Raw genomic sequence first — 14,954 nt, forward strand, 5'->3', positions numbered from 1 at the left:
AGGAACTTGGGTCAGTGGGCCAAGGACGCAGCCAACCGACCAACCTGACCGGCCAGCTCGCAGCCTCCCCGCCTGACAGGGGCAGAAGGGCCTCAGCTGTAGCGCGCCGCGACCTTTCCGGCCCGGGCGCCGTAGCTCCCGCCGAACATGCAGGCGTGCACGAGCAGGGGGAAGAGCTGATGGATCCCCAGTCGGTCCTCCCAGCCATCGGCGAGCGGGTGGGCCTCGGCGTAGGCCGCCATCACGCGGGGGAGGTGGGTGAGGCCGAAGAGGTGCAGCATCGCGAGGTCGACCTCGCGGTGCCCGCCGTAGGCCGCCGGGTCGATGACGTGGATCGCGAGGTCCTGACCCCAGAGGCAGTTGCCGTTCCAGAGGTCGCCGTGCAGTCGGGCCGGTGGCTCGTCGGGGATCAGCTCGGTGAGCCTGCCGACGACCCCCTCGACCGCCGCGGCGTCGGCATCGGTGATGGCGCCGCGGTCGCGGGCGAGCTTGAGGTAGGGGAGGACGCGGCGAACGGCGTAGAACTCGGGCCAGGAACCGGCCGCCTTGTTGGGCAGGGGCAGCGTGCCGATGAACCCGTCGTGGTCGAGTCCCCAGTCGTCGGCGCCCGCGGCGTGGGTGCGGGCGAGCTGCTGGCCGAAGGTGGCCGCCGCTTCAGGCGGTGTCTTCGAGCTCTGCTCCACCCACGCCAGGATCACGCAGTCGCTCGCCGCGCCGAGAACCTCGGGCACCGGCAGCCCGCCGTCCACCTCGGCGAGCCATCGGAGTCCGGCTGCCTCGGCCTCGAAGAAGCCCTCAGGGGCGTGCGGCAGGGTCTTCATCAGCGCGGTCTGCCCGCTCGACAGCCGCAGCCGCGTCGCGGTGGAGATGTCGCCTCCGGCGACCGGGGAGGTCGCGACCACCGACGCGCCGAGGAGCTCCTCGGCGCGCCTGGCGACCAGCGGCTGGCGAGCCATCAGGCCTGGCCCCCGGATGACGCCTCGACCGCGCCGGAGAGCGCGGTCACGATCGCATCGCTCGTGCGCTCGACCATCGCCAGCACCTCCTCGAACCCGTCGGGGCCACCGTAGTACGGGTCCGGTACCTCGCCACCCGGATCGACGGGATCGAAGTCACGGAAGAGCCGGACGCGGTCGGCGCGCCCGCCCACGTCGGTGAGGTTGGCCTCGTCCATCACCAGCACCAGGTCGTACGCCTCGGGCCAGGTGGCGTCGTACTGCCGGGCGCGGTGCCGGGTCGGATCGTACGCGGCGGCGGTGAGGGTCGCCGCGGCCCGCGAGTCCATCGGGTTGCCGACGTGCCAGCCGCCGGTGCCGGACGAGGCCACCTCCACGCGGTCGTGGAGGCCGGCGTCGGCGAGCCGGCTCTCGAGCACGACGTGCGCCATCGGTGAGCGGCAGATGTTGCCCAGGCACACCAACGCGATGCGGTAGCGCCCGGGCGTCCGCGACGGGGGGAGCGGAGGTGACGTCCGGGGCACCGGCCTCAGTCCCGGGCCGGCATGGCCGTCCGGACGCCCCAGCCGACAAGGGTCACGATGAGCGCGCCGACCAGCGCGGTCCAGAAGCCGTCGACGTGGAAGCCGAGGTCGAAGGCGTCGGCGAGCCGGGCGGTGAGCAGCAGCATCAGGGCGTTGATGACCAGCAGCAGGAAGCCGAGCGTCAAGATGATGAAGGGCAGCGACAGCAGCTTGATCACCGGCTCGATGAAGGTCGACACCAAGCCCAGGATGAGGGCCACGAGCAGCAGGGGCAGGATCTTCTCCTGCAGCTCGGCCTGGCCGCGGTCGGGGCCGTCGAACCAGATCCCGCCGAGCAGCTGGGCGGCCACGGCGAGTCCCGCCGCATAGGTCAGCAACCACGTCACGAAGCGCATGGCACGACCCTAGCCAAGTCCCACCACCGGCTACCCTCACCGGCGTGGTCACGATCGGCGGCACGGGCGTCATGGTGCTCGGTGCCCTCGCCGCCGGGGTCGTCTCGGTCCTCACGGCCCTGGTCACGCGGCGCTGGCTCGGCACCACCTCGGCGGTCGCGGTCGCGGGCCTGCTCTGGTCACTCGTCGCGATCGCGCTGGTGACGCTGGTGCCGACGCGTGCCGACATCGGGATCGTGCCGGCCGAGAGCCGCAGCGACTCCTGCTCGTGGGAATACGGGGGCCCGTCGGGAGCGGCCTTCGAGGTCCTCGGCCTCGACCAGCGCACCCTCAACGTGCTGTTGTTCGTGCCGGCCGGGATGTTCCTTGTGCTGGCGATCGGACGATGGTGGTCCGGGCTGTTGCTCGCGCCGATCGGCCTCGCCGGCCTGGCGGCGTACAGCCTGGCCATCGAGTTCGTCCAGCTCCAGCTCGCTCGTCTCGACCGCGCGTGCGACGTCACCGACGTGGTCGACAACGTCCTCGGTGCGGGGGTCGGGTTCGTGATCGGGGTGGTCCTGCTGCCGATGCTGAGGCCGTGGCAGGGCCGGCGCGCCGATCACTAAGGTCAGGGCATGTCCACCGCCTCCTCAGGGCCGCAGCCTCGGCCCAACGTGCTCGCCATCCCGACGTACGTCGCCGGCAAGCCGCCCGTCGCCCAGCCCGGGCTGACCTCCTACAAGCTGTCGTCCAACGAGAACCCCTACCCGCCGCTCCCCGGCGTGCTCGAGGCCGCCACCGCCGCGGCGGCCCAGATGAACCGCTACCCCGACATGGGCAGCACCGCGCTCTACGCGGCGCTGGGCGAGGCGATGGGAGTACCGACCGACGACCTGGCCGCGGCGACCGGTTCGGTGGCGCTGATCTACCAGCTCGTCAACGCCTTCTGCGAGCCGGGCGACGAGGTCGTCTACGCCTGGCGTTCGTTCGAGGCCTACCCCATCGCCGTCACGGCGGGCGGCGCGCGGAGCGTCCAGGTGCCGGTGACCGCCGACGGTCGCCACGATCTCGACGCGATGGCGGCCGCGATCACCGATCGCACCAAGGTGGTCATCGTCTGCACGCCCAACAACCCCACCGGTCCGGCCGTGACCCAGTCCGACCTCGACGCCTTCATCGCGCGGGTGCCGGCGCACGTGGTCGTCGTCGTCGACGAGGCCTACCTCGAGTTCGTCCGGATGGACGACGCCATCGACGGCATCGCGACCTACCGGCGCCACGACAACGTCGTGCTCACCCGCACCTTCTCCAAGGCCTACGGCCTGGCCGGCTTCCGCGTCGGGTACGCCGTGGCTCCCGCGCCGCTGGCCGCCGCGCTGCGGGCGGTGTCGCTGCCGTTCGGCGTCAGCCACGTCGCCCAGGCCGCCGCCGTCGCGTCCCTCGCGGCGCAGGACGAGCTGTTCGAGCGCGTCGAGGACCTGGTCGCGCGGCGCGCCGACCTGGTGGCCCGGCTCCGCGAGGCCGGTTGGGACCTCCCGGAGGCGCAGGGCAACTTCGTCTGGTTCCCCCTGGGGGAGCGGTCCCTCGACTTCGCCGCCGCCTGCGGTGAGGTGGGGATCTCAGTGCGTCCCTTCGCCGGCGACGGCGTACGCGTCAGCATCGGCGAGGCGGAGGCCTTCGACCGCGTCGTCGAGGTCGCGGCCCGCTACGCCCCCTGAGGGGCGGACAACCTCAGGAAGAGCCTGACAACCCCTCGTGGGTCAGCCGCGGCTCGCGGGGGCAGGGGATGTCGCCGGGGCGCGGTCCATCGACCGGAAGGACGGCACCCGGGTCGGCGCCATCGTGGTGACGAAGTACGCCGCTGCGGCGATCAGCAGCGCGGGTGAGATCCCCAGCCCGGCCACCGCCAGCCCCCCGAGCACGCCACCGAGCGGCATGAGCGACCAGCAGATCGCGGTGTTGAGCGAGGAGACCCGGCCCAGCAGGGGTGCCGGGATCCGCTCCATGATCACGGCGCCGAGGATCGGGTTGAGGAAGCCGGAGGCAACGCCGGCGGCGGCGGTGATCGCAAAGACCGCCCAGACCGGCGACTCCAGCGCCAGCACGACGTAGCGCGGGGCGCCGCAGATGAGGAACGCGATGACGTACGTCCTGAACCGCGGCAGCGTCTCGCCCCAGCGCGCCGCAGCCAGGGCGCCGATCACTGACGCGCCGCTCATCACCGCGAACAGGCTGCCCAGCACCGCGACACCCGCGCCGGACTCCTTCGCCCAGACGGGCGCGAGCACCGCGCTGTAGGCCTGGTCGACCAGGTTGGTGACCGCCACCATGACGCAGATCGCGACCAGGACAGGCTCGGTGCGCAGGAAGTCCCAGCCCTGCCTCAGCTCCTGGATGTACGACGTCGAGCCGGCGTCGACCTCCCGACCGACCGGTCCCCCGAGCCCGGTCGTGGCGATCGCGAAGACGACGAACGAGACGAAGAACGACGCGGCGTCGAGGTAGAGAGCGTTGGCCGCGCCGACCGTGGCGACGAGCAGCCCGGCGAGAGCGGCACCGCCCATCGACGACGTGCGCTCGACCGCGGACGCGAGGCCGGAGACGCGCTCGAGCGAGTAGCCCGCGACCCGCGCGATCTCCGGGGTCATCGCCGCCTTCCCGGCATCGCCCGGGCCGCGCAGGGCGCCGGCCACGGCGACGAGGACGAGAAGCGTCGGCAGGCTGAGCATCCCGAGGCCGTGGAGCAGCGGGATCGCCGCGACGACGAAGGCGGACAGCAGGTCGCAGACGAGGGTGACGCGTCGGGGGCCGACCCGGTCCAGCAGTGGCCCGCCCAGGGCCTTGAACAGCACCAACGGGGTGATCTCCGCGGCGGCGACCAGTCCGGTCTGGGTGGCCGAGCCGGTGGTGGACAGCACGAACCACGGGATGGCGATCATCGAGATCCGGGTGCCGACGAGGGAGATGCCCTCGGCGAGCAGTCCGCCGGCGAGCGGGGTGCGACGGGCCGTCAGGCTCACTGCTCGCCCCACTGCTGGCCCGGGCGGGGAAAGGCGTTGAGGTTGACCACGAAGGGCGCGGCGGCGTCGTCGTCGGAGTCCTCGGCCTCCTCGAGGGTCCGCGCCAGGGTCCGGACGAGCGCCTCGGCCTGCGCCGGAGTCAGTGAGAGCTCCCAGTCGCTGAGCGTGCCGACCGTGCGCCACTCCTCCGGCAGGAACGGCATCTCCGAGACAGCGGCGCGCATACGGTCGGCGTACAACAGGGCAACCGCCGTCAGGTAGGCCTCGACATCGCTGTCGACGACGCCCTTCTCCCGGAAGTCCGTGCGGGTGCTGGAGTGGGCCGCGCGCCACCAGCGGTCTCGGGCGTTGCCGCGCTCGGTGTCCTCCTCGATGAAGCCGTGCTGGGCCAGCTGGCGCAGGTGGTAGGACGTCGCGCCCGTGTTGAGCGCGAGGCGCTGCGCGAGCGTGGTCGCGGTCGCCGGGCCCTCCCCGCGCAGGAGGGTCAGTATCCGCAGGCGCACCGGGTGGCTCAGTGCGCGCAGGCCGGCGATGTCGGGAGTGATGGAGGAGGCCACGACGACAGGCTACGACTGCCAAGAGTTGTTTGCAAACAGTTCTTTGTGATCGGCGCCACTACAGTTGAATCATGAACGACAGCACGAGCTACACGCACAAGGGCGAGCCGTTCGAGCGCGACATGACCTATCTCCCGGACCGGATCCTGGCAGGGGAGACGTCCGCCGACCCGCTCGACGACGCCTTCCCCAGCGGCTCGAAGGACAGCCCGCGCGACGTGCCGCGCTGGGACGTGGCCTCGGGGCGCTACCGGCTCGTCGCTGCTCGCGCCTGCCCGTGGGCGCACCGGTCGATCATCGTCCGCACCCTCCTCGGACTCGACGACGTCATCTCCTGGGGTGCCCCGGGCCCGACCCACGACTCCCGCAGCTGGACCTTCGACCTCGACGAGGGCGGCCGCGACCCCGTCCTCGGGATCGAGCGGCTCCAGGAGGCCTACTTCGCCCGAGACCCCGACTACGCGCGCGGCATCACGGTGCCGGCGATCGTCGACGTCGAGTCCGGCAAGGTCGTCACCAACGACTTCCCGCAGATCACCCACGACCTCTTCTTCGAGTGGCGCGAGCACCAGCGGCCCGACGCACCCGACCTGTGGCCGGCCGACGTCCGCGAGGAGATGGAGGCGGTGATGAAGCGGGTCTTCACCGAGGTCAACAACGGGGTCTACCGCTGCGGCTTCGCCGGCTCGCAGGAGGCCTACGACGAGGCGTACGAGCGGCTGTGGGCCACGATGGACTGGCTTGAGGACCGGCTCGCCGACCGCCGCTACCTGATGGGCGACAAGCTGACCGAGGCCGACGTCCGGCTCTTCACGACACTTCTCCGCTTCGACGCGGTCTACCACGGCCACTTCAAGTGCAACCGCAACAAGCTGACCGAGATGCCCCACCTCTGGGCCTATGCGCGCGACCTGTTCCAGACGCCGGGCTTCGGCGACGAGGTCGACTTCGGCCAGATCAAGCAGCACTACTACGTCGTGCACACCGACATCAACCCGACCCAGATCGTGCCGGCCGGGCCCGACCCCGCGGTGTGGTCGACGCCGCACGGCCGGGGCTGACCAGGGTCAGGGCGGGGGGTCAGGACGGGGTCGGGGCGGGCGTCTCCGGCGGCGGCTCGTAGGGCGGCGGCGGCGTCCACGCGGGCCCCTGGGCGAAGCGCGCGAGCACCGGTCCGGTGGCGGTCCAGCGGAGCCGGGCGAGGTAGAGCGCCCGGTGACCGCGCCGGGCGACGTCGTCGTGGGAGCTGTACGACGACTCGCAGGGACCGTTCGCGCCGTCGCACACCCAGCCGTGGACGAACAGCCGGTGCGGCGTCATCGCGACGTAGTCGGCGCCACCCGGCCCGCAGATCCCGGTGCTGGCCCGATCCATCAGCACCGTCTCGGTCGCTGAGTCCCAGCCGCGCCGGATGGACGGCGAGCGACGCCAGACGGTGCGGTAGCCGCACCGCCCGTAGTCACCGCGGCTCATCAACAGGTGGTGCCACCCGCGGGCGTCGACCATCTCGGGGTTCTCGAGCACGCCGGGATCACGGAGCAGCTCGCGGCTCGGCCCCGCTGCGCGCAGGCCGCTCGCGGTCAGCCGGACCATGCGGATCGAGGACGGCGTCCCTTGCGTGCGGTAGAGGAGGAAACGTCGCCCGTCGGGCGCGACGTAGGACGACGGGTCGATCACGCCTCGCCGAGGCAGCCCGCGCTCGCCTCGAACGAGATCGCTGGCCGGCACCGTCGCGGCGTCGGGGGGGCAGGCGAGGGGCTGTGTGTGGAGAGGGGTGAACGGAGTGGCGAGGTCGGGGGAGGTGGCCACGCCGATGCAGCGGTCCTCGGCGGCAGGGAGTCCCGAGACGGGGACGGAGTAGTAGGCCAGCCAGGTGCCGTCGGCGGCTCGGACGAGCTCGGGGGCCCAGACGTCCCCGTTGCGCGCCCACGCGGGCCGCGAGTCGAGCAGGGGTGGTCCGGCGACCCAGCCGGCGTACTCCTGGATGCTGCTGCTGGTGCCCCCACGCCATCCCGTCCCGGCGGCGAACCAGCGGGTCCCGTCGTGGACGACGCTGGGGTCCGCGAGCGGCTGCTCCCAGAAGAGCGGGCGCGGCGGGAAGGCCACGTCGGCCGGTGCCGGCGCCGGCCCCAGCGCGCCGGAGAACAGCGCCGCCAGGGCGACCGGGACGGCTGCGCGACGGAGCGCGTGACGAACGACGGACAACGGTCGATCCCCCGGGATTCGGCTGGCACGGTCGGGCCAAGGTTACGTCCGGTCTGGTCCGGATGGACGTGATACATCGCGAACCCGGGCGAGTGGGTCGAGATTTCCCGAAGACCTCCCGCAGGTACGCCCCCGGTTCGATCCGCGGCCCTCATGAAGCCTGCGGAGACGAGAGGGTGCGGGTGGACAGGCCGGCCGTGGGTGCCGGTCCCGGCGCCGTGCGGCCTGATCGGCCCCCGCCGGGAGCCATGGGAGATGGAACACAGGGGGCCACGACATGCACGTACGTACGACATCCAGCCACAAGGGACGCCATGCGACCGAGGGCGCTGGACGGGGGCTGAGGCGACTCGTCGCCCTCCTACTGATGCTGCCGATTGTTGTGCTGGGAGCACAGGCCGGCTCGCCTGCGTTCGCCTCGGACGTGTGCTCCGGGGAGCACCTCTACCCGTCGAAGGACGTCGTGGACAAGACGTCCGTCGACTACACCGCGCCGGACGGCTTCCTCGTCAGCGGCTGGTGCGTGAAGTCGGGCACCGAGCCCGAGTACCACGACGCCGACGACGGCCACGGACACGTGCTGCCGGCGAAGACGGTGACCATCGAGCACTCGACGGACAAGGACGTCAGCCACTACTCCGTGAGCCTCGTGCCCGTGCCGGAGCAGCCGCTGACGGCGTCCGTCACGGCTGAGGCCAGCCTCGCGCGTACCTACCCGTGGTCGATCGAGAAGACCGCCGACGCGACGACACGCACCGTGGACGCAAGCGGCACGGCCACGTTCACCTACACGGTGACGGCACGCGCCGGAGCGATGAGCGACGCCGGCTGGGCGATGTCGGGGGACGTCACGGTGGCCAACCCCAACACGTACGCCGACATCACCGCCGACGTGACGGTCGCGTCCGACCTCGGGGGCGGGTCCTCCTGCACGGTCACCGGTGGCGACGACGTCGTCGTGCCCAAGGCGGACGACGTCACGCTGGCCTACACCTGCACGTTCACGTCCGCACCTGCGGGCAGCGGCACCGTCACGGCCACGGTGACCTGGGACCCGGCCGGCCCGGCGACCACTGCGTCCGCCAACGGCTCGACGCCGGTGACGTTCGCCGTGGAGTCCGAGACCAACAAGACGGTGGCCGTCGTCGACGACAAGACCGTCCCTGGCCAGCGGATCGTGCTCGACCCGGCTCTCACCTGGTCACCGGGACTGGTGAAGACCTACACCTACTCGCTGGCCGTCGCCGGGGGAGCAGCGGGCGCGTGCGCCTCGCACACCAACATCGCCACGATCGACGTGCCTGTCGGCACCGACCCGACCGCGACCGTGACGGTGCAGGCGTGCACGCCCGCCGTCGTGCCGCCTGTCGTCGTCGTGCCGCCCGTCGTGCCGGCGCCTGAGGTGCTGCCCGAGCAGGCCTTCGGCAAGGCAGTCGGCGCGGTCCAGACGAGCTGCCAGGGCACGGTCCGGGCGCGGCTCAGCAACCGGTCCGGTGAGACGGTCGTCTACCGCCTCAAGGTGGGCTCGAAGGTGCACCGGATCACGGTGAAGTCGTTCGACCAGAAGAAGTTCGTCACCCACGGCCGCGCGCTGGCCAAGGTCACGCTGAAGGTGGGTCGGACCAGGCTCGACCGGGTCCGCATCCCGGCGCTGTGCCAGGCGCCCGACGTCCTGCCCGACACCGGTCTGCGGGCCACCACGAGCTGAGGTGAGGCAGAGGCGTCGGCCGGCTCCAGGGAAGCCGCCGACGCCTCTGCCGGTCTGGTCCGGTCACCCGACTGGGTGACCTACCCCTGTCGACCCTGTCGAGGTTCGGTCAAGGCCGCTTGCAGGTAGGCCACCACTTCGACCGAGCCCCGCACGTGCGCTTGCAGAAGCGCAATGTGAGTTGGTCAAAGGTTGCCCATCAGTGGGGTGGGCACTGGCACCTCAGGGGAACGGAGCTAGGGCATGCACATCAGGGGACAAGCGGCGCCACGCGCCGGCCGGGGCGCAGGCTCGCCCCACGTACGTACGCCACGCGGCGGCTTGCGCCGACTGCGCCGGAGCCTGTCGCTGGCGATCATGCTGCCGGCCCTGGCGATCGTGACGCTGGCGTCGCCTGCTGGGGCGACGCACCAGGGATCATTCGAGATCGACGGCAACACGCCGGTCAACACACCGGGCAACCTCGACTGGGACACCACCGGGACCCACGTGACCGACCCGACAGGAAACGCGGACACCTCGACGTTCACGCAGGGCTCGAAGGAGTTCGAGCACCCAAGCACCTGGGTCCAGGGCACCGGTCTGGCGCCCAACCAGGACGACATCTCCGACGTCTACACGTTCACGAGGACCGAGCACGACGGGGTGCACGCCTACTTCGGCTTCCGCCGGCTCACGACCACCGGTGTGACGAACTACGACGTGGAGTTCAACCAGGCCCCCAACTCCTCGGCCAACCCGGCGCGCCCGACCCGGACGGTCGGCGACGTGATGGTCCGCTTCGAGCAGAACGGCAACATGGGTTTCAAGCTGACCGAGGCCTACATCTGGACGCTCGCCGCGAACTTCGGCGATCGGCAGTGCATCCCGGTGTCGGGCTACACGCCCGCTGCCGGCTGGTGCCCCGTCCCGTTCACGGCCACGACGTTCGTCGGATTGACCGGCGAGGGCGGCCACTTCGCGGAGGGCACGCTCAACCTCACCACCCTCTTCGGCGACGTCACCGGGTGTCGTGAGGCCTTCGGCACCATGAACATCCGCTCCTTCACCGGGGAGTCGACCCAGTCGTCCCTCAAGGACTACGTCGAGCCGATCCCGATCAACGTCCCGCCGACCTGCTGGAAGCCCATCGGCATCACCAACGTGCCGCGGGCGACGTACGACGTGTCCTACAACTGGTCGGTCGAGAAGGACGTCAACGACACCCGCAAGACGGTGGAGGCCGGGACCAACGCGTCGTTCACCTACCGGGTCCTGCTGACGGCCGGACCGGAGTCGCGCTCCGGCGACGACCTCGGTGGCACGGTCACGCTGAGCAACCCGAACGGCTCACCGATGGTCGCGACGCTGAGTGTGGCGGCGACGACCGGCACCGGGTGCGTCTTCCCGGGCGTGCCTGACGTCAGCGCCGACGCCGGGCTGCAGGTCGTTGTGCCTGCCGGCAGCAGCAGCTTCGTCTACACGTGCACCGTGACGGCCCCGCCCACCAACGGCAGCAGCACCGCCACGGTGAGCTGGAACCAGACCCTCTTCCCGCCTTTCCCGGGGGGAGGCACCAGCCCGGCGACCGCGACGGCGACCTATACCTTCGCCCTCGACCAGAGCACGGACGAGCAGACGACGGTCACCGACACCTTCAGCGGTGGCGCGGCGCAGGTGCTCGGCACCTTCAACTGGGCGGCGGTCTACAACGAGACCGATGCCAGCACGCCTCCGCACACCGTCGTGGTGGCGACCTACACCCGCATCATCAGGGCGGGCGCGGCCGGGACCTGCGCGTCGTACGTCAACACGGCGCGGCAGACCGAGAACGACACCCTTCAGTCCACCACGAGCCAGGAGACCGTCACCGTCTGTGCGGCCGCTGAAGTGCTCCCCGACCAGGCGTTCGGCAAGGCGGTCGGCTCGGTGAGCGCCACGTGCCAGGGCACGGTCCGGAGCAGGCTCAACAACCGCAGCGGCGAGCGCGTCACCTACAAGCTCCGCGTGGGCACGAAGGTGCACCGCATCGTCGTGAAGGCGCAGAGCAAGAAGCGGTTCACCACCTCCGGACCCAACCGGGCCCGGGTCACGCTGAAGATCGGAAAGCGTGTCCTCGACAGGGTTCGGATCCCGGCCAGGTGTGCCGCTCCCGAGGTCCTGCCGGACACCGGCATCCGGGGCATCTAGCCACAGACCTCCGCCCCCCTGGAGGGAGCCGGCGTCGATGAGCTCAGCTCGTCGGCGCCGGCGACAGGGGACGCGGGGCGCCGACCACGAGAAGTCCATGAGAAGTTCACGACCCGCGACCGGGCGCGGGCCAAAGTCAGCCTGACGGCACCGTCAGGCACTGGACCGGATCCGCAGCCCCAGCGGTGTGAGGACCTCGATGTCCCCCGGTGTCCGGCCTCCGCGCCGCCAGGGCCAGGCGTCAGCCGTCAGTGTGAGGTGGCGCAGTCAGCCACCAGGAGCCGGCGCCGACGGTTCACCCACGGACCCGTCGGCGTCGGCTCGACTGCGTTCTCGAGCACTGCTGGTCTGGTCCGTTCGACGCCCTATCCGGGTTGATACACGCAGGTTGTGTCAAGGCCTCTGCCACGTACTCCAAGGCCTTGGCCGAGGGGCTCCAAAGCGCCTCCCATGGGGTGAGGCTTCTCCTGGGACACGTGCCGTCCCTTGGGGCGACGGCAGCCCGGTCGGCCACCACTTGCGCCGGCCACCGAAGGACGAAGTGGGAAACGACTCGCAGGGGAGCGAGAGATGCAACGCACACGCGCATGCCAGGGGACCGGGCTCGATCGCCCGAGGACGGCGTTCCGGTCGTGGAACCACCACGAGAGGAACACTCATGTCTGACTTCATCGTGTCCGCATCCGTTGCGGCGTGCTCGCCGTCCTGCGTGGGGTCCTGATCGCGATGCGACGCATGATCCTTGCCCTCCTCGCCGTCGGCCTGACCGCCGGCGGGCTGTCAGCGGTGCAGCCTCGGGCATCTGCGGGAGACGATGTCGCTCCCGCGGTGCAGACCTCGACGACCCGATGAGCTGAGGGTCGTCCTTGGCGTAGGTCCACGAGCCACGAGCAGCTGCCGGGCGCTGCATCGCCGCTGCTCCTGATCGCCGGGCAGCCTGTTCTGGCTGCCCGATGGCCTCCACCCCCCAATGGAGGCGAGCCGGCGCCGACGGGTCACCCACGAGTCCATCGGCGCCGGCTCATCCATGCCCACTTCATCCAGCCCGCTGAGGACCACTGGCTGTGCTGATCCGGACCCGGATCAGGCCCGGCGAGAGGGTCTTGGCCGGATTGGTGCTGGCTGGCTGCGGCCGATACGTTGAGCACCATCATGTGGTCGGGGTCACACACGCCGACGGCCACGCTGCAAGCCGTCGGTGTCAGGCGATCCCATGACTCCGCTAGCTGTTGAAGGAGAGTGCGTTGTCCGATCCTGTGAGTTTCGGCCCCGACCTTGCGGAGGTCTTCGGACCCTCCCAGTCCGACGGTGGCCCCGACCTCGTCCAGCTGTTGACGCCCGAGGGTGAGCGCGTCCACCACCCCGAGTTCGACCACGACTTCTCCGCCGAGGAGCTCCGCGGCCTCTACCGCGACATGGTGCTGACCCGGCGCATCGACGTCGAGGCCACCGCTCTCCAGCGCCACGGCGAGCTCGGCATCTGGGCCCAGCTGCTCGGCCAGGAGGCAGCGCAGATCGGCGCCGGCCGCGCGCTCCGCCCGCAGGACTACGTCTTCCCCACCTATCGCGAGCACGGCGTCGCCTACTGCAGGGGCGTCGACCCGCTGCGCCTGCTCGGCCTGTTCCGCGGCGTCGACCAGGGCGGATGGGACCCCAACGAGAACAACTTCGGGCTCTACACGATCGTCATCGGCGCCCAGACCCTCCACGCCACCGGCTATGCCATGGGCATGCAGCGCGACGGCGTCGTCGGCACCGGCGACCCCGAGCGCGACTCGGCCGTGATCGCCCACTTCGGCGACGGCGCGTCCTCGCAGGGCGACGTCAACGAGGCCTTCATCTTCGCCGCCTCCTACAACGCCCCCGTGGTGTTCTTCTGCCAGAACAACCAGTGGGCCATCTCCGAGCCGATCGAGCGCCAGACCCGCATCCCGCTCTACCAGCGCGCGCTGGGCTTCGGGTTCCCGGGCATCCGCGTCGACGGCAACGACGTGCTGGCGACGTACGCCGTCACCAAGGCCGCGTTGCAGCGTGCGCGCGAGGGCAACGGGCCCTCCTTCGTGGAGGCCTACACCTACCGGATGGGTGCGCACACCACCACCGACGACCCGACGCGCTACCGCCTCAACGACGAGCTCGAGCACTGGAAGCTCAAGGACCCGATCGAGCGGCTCAAGGTCTACCTCCGCCGCAACGGCCTGGTCGACGAGGAGTTCTTCGCCCAGCTCGACGCAGAGGCCAAGGAGCTCGGACACCACCTGCGCGAGGGGTGCAAGGCGCTGCCCGACCCCAAGCCCCTGGACCAGTTCGGCTACGTCTTCACCGAGATGACCGAGGAGCTCGCCGCCCAGCGCGACGGCTTCGCGGCCTACCTCGAGAGCTTCGAGCTCGGTCACTCGGAAGGGGCGCACGCATGAGCAACACGCAGAAGATCACGTTGGCCAAGGGCCTCAACATGGGCCTGCGCAAGGCCATGGAGGACGACGACAAGGTCCTCCTCATGGGCGAGGACGTCGGCAAGCTCGGCGGCGTCTTCCGCATCACCGACGGCCTGCAGAAGGACTTCGGCGAGGACCGCGTCATCGACAGTCCGCTCGCGGAGTCCGGCATCGTCGGCACCGCGGTCGGCATGGCCCTGCGTGGCTATCGCCCCGTGGTCGAGATCCAGTTCGACGGCTTCGTCTACCCGGCCTACGACCAGATCGTGTGCCAGGTGGCCAAGTACACCTACCGCTCGCAGGGCAAGGTGAAGATGCCGATCGTCATCCGCATCCCCTTCGGCGGTGGCATCGGCGCGGTCGAGCACCACTCCGAGAGCCCCGAGGCGCAGTTCGCGCACACCCCCGGCCTCAAGGTGGTGGCGTGCTCCAACCCGGTCGACGGCTACTGGATGATCCAGCAGGCCATCGCCCACGACGACCCGGTCATCTTCCTCGAGCCCAAGCGCCAGTACCACGCAGACAAGGCCGAGCTCGACGAGTCCGCGACGCCCGAGCCACTCTTCACCTCGCGCGTCGTGCGCCCCGGTGACGACGTGACCGTGCTGGCCTACGGCCCGACGGTCAAGACCGCGCTCAAGTGCGCCGAGGCCGCCGCCACCGATGGACGGCAGCTCGAGGTCATCGACCTGCGCACCCTGTCCCCGCTCGACATGGCTCCGGTCTACGAGTCCGTACGCCGCACCGGCCGCTGCGTGATCACCCACGAGGCACACGTCAACCTCGGCATGGGTGCCGAGGTGGCGGCCCGGATCACGGAGGAGTGCTTCTACTCCCTCGAGGCCCCCGTGCTGCGCGTCGGCGCGTTCGACATGCCCTACCCGCCGTCGCGGATCGAGGAGGAGTACCTCCCCGACCTCGACCGCGTGCTCGACGCCGTGGATCGCACCTTCGCCTACTGAGCCGACGCCGCTGGTCGAGGAGGTCGCCCTGCGACCGTCAC

The 14,954-nt window shown here is 70.8% G+C and carries 13 protein-coding genes; 7 read left to right on the top strand and 6 right to left on the bottom strand.

The genetic code is table 11. The annotated features are described in order from the left end of the window. Window positions 1–92: 92 nt before the first annotated feature. The 3 genes from J3P44_RS12550 to J3P44_RS12560 are packed head-to-tail and all read right to left on the bottom strand — an operon-like array spanning window position 93 to window position 1,875. A complete protein-coding gene (locus J3P44_RS12550) occupies window positions 93–956 on the bottom strand; it encodes a fructosamine kinase family protein (RefSeq protein ID WP_255890719.1) in 864 nt (287 codons plus the stop codon). Continuing rightward, the gene (locus J3P44_RS12555) at window positions 956–1,480 is read right to left on the bottom strand and encodes a low molecular weight protein-tyrosine-phosphatase (RefSeq protein WP_255890720.1); all 525 of its coding nucleotides are present in this window, start codon (window positions 1,478–1,480) and stop codon (window positions 956–958) included. Before J3P44_RS12555 ends, J3P44_RS12550 begins: the two co-directional genes overlap by 1 nt. Window positions 1,481–1,485: 5 nt before the next feature. Next, window positions 1,486–1,875 (bottom strand): phage holin family protein, encoded by a 390-nt coding sequence (locus tag J3P44_RS12560; RefSeq protein WP_255890721.1) that lies wholly within the window; start codon window positions 1,873–1,875, stop codon window positions 1,486–1,488. Window positions 1,876–1,919: 44 nt separating this feature from the next. Between J3P44_RS12560 and J3P44_RS12565 the strand changes: the two genes are divergently transcribed. Then, window positions 1,920–2,480, top strand: coding sequence for a VanZ family protein (locus J3P44_RS12565; protein ID WP_255890722.1), 561 nt, complete (start codon window positions 1,920–1,922; stop codon window positions 2,478–2,480). A 9-nt stretch (window positions 2,481–2,489) separates the two neighbouring features. Then, a complete protein-coding gene (gene hisC / locus J3P44_RS12570) occupies window positions 2,490–3,572 on the top strand; it encodes a histidinol-phosphate transaminase (protein WP_255890723.1) in 1,083 nt (360 codons plus the stop codon). Between the two features lie 42 nt (window positions 3,573–3,614). On the opposite strand, the gene J3P44_RS12575 is transcribed toward hisC, so the two are convergent. Both J3P44_RS12575 and J3P44_RS12580 read right to left on the bottom strand, forming a co-directional pair. Next, window positions 3,615–4,874 (bottom strand): MFS transporter, encoded by a 1,260-nt coding sequence (locus tag J3P44_RS12575; protein WP_255890724.1) that lies wholly within the window; start codon window positions 4,872–4,874, stop codon window positions 3,615–3,617. Continuing rightward, window positions 4,871–5,431, bottom strand: a complete 561-nt coding sequence (locus tag J3P44_RS12580) for an ArsR/SmtB family transcription factor (protein WP_255890725.1) — start codon at window positions 5,429–5,431, stop codon at window positions 4,871–4,873. The genes J3P44_RS12575 and J3P44_RS12580 overlap by 4 nt, the downstream gene beginning before the upstream one ends. Before the next feature lie 71 nt (window positions 5,432–5,502). On the opposite strand from J3P44_RS12580, the gene J3P44_RS12585 reads away from it, so the two are divergent. Beyond that, window positions 5,503–6,492 carry a glutathione S-transferase family protein gene (locus J3P44_RS12585; protein ID WP_305122287.1) on the top strand — a complete coding sequence of 330 codons (990 nt, stop codon included), beginning with the start codon at window positions 5,503–5,505 and terminating at the stop codon, window positions 6,490–6,492. A 19-nt stretch (window positions 6,493–6,511) separates the two neighbouring features. Here J3P44_RS12585 and J3P44_RS12590 read toward each other — a convergent pair whose 3' ends face one another. After that, entirely contained in the window at window positions 6,512–7,636 is a 1,125-nt protein-coding gene (locus tag J3P44_RS12590) for a family 43 glycosylhydrolase (protein WP_255890726.1), read from the bottom strand. 367 nt (window positions 7,637–8,003) lie between these two features. Between J3P44_RS12590 and J3P44_RS12595 the strand changes: the two genes are divergently transcribed. The 4 genes from J3P44_RS12595 to J3P44_RS12610 all read left to right on the top strand — a co-directional run bounded on the left by J3P44_RS12595 (window position 8,004) and on the right by J3P44_RS12610 (window position 14,913). Continuing rightward, on the top strand, window positions 8,004–9,344 hold the full coding sequence (locus J3P44_RS12595) for a hypothetical protein (protein WP_255890727.1): 1,341 nt from the start codon (window positions 8,004–8,006) through the stop codon (window positions 9,342–9,344). Between the two features lie 243 nt (window positions 9,345–9,587). After that, entirely contained in the window at window positions 9,588–11,513 is a 1,926-nt protein-coding gene (locus tag J3P44_RS12600; protein WP_255890728.1) for a hypothetical protein, read from the top strand. Between the two features lie 1,244 nt (window positions 11,514–12,757). Next, window positions 12,758–13,930, top strand: a complete 1,173-nt coding sequence (gene pdhA / locus J3P44_RS12605; RefSeq protein ID WP_255890729.1) for a pyruvate dehydrogenase (acetyl-transferring) E1 component subunit alpha — start codon at window positions 12,758–12,760, stop codon at window positions 13,928–13,930. Continuing rightward, window positions 13,927–14,913, top strand: coding sequence for an alpha-ketoacid dehydrogenase subunit beta (locus tag J3P44_RS12610; RefSeq protein ID WP_255890730.1), 987 nt, complete (start codon window positions 13,927–13,929; stop codon window positions 14,911–14,913). Before pdhA ends, J3P44_RS12610 begins: the two co-directional genes overlap by 4 nt. Window positions 14,914–14,954: the final 41 nt, after the last annotated feature.

Source organism: Nocardioides astragali (genome assembly GCF_024436375.1).
In the GTDB taxonomy this organism is placed as follows: Bacteria; Actinomycetota; Actinomycetes; order Propionibacteriales; family Nocardioidaceae; genus Nocardioides; species Nocardioides astragali.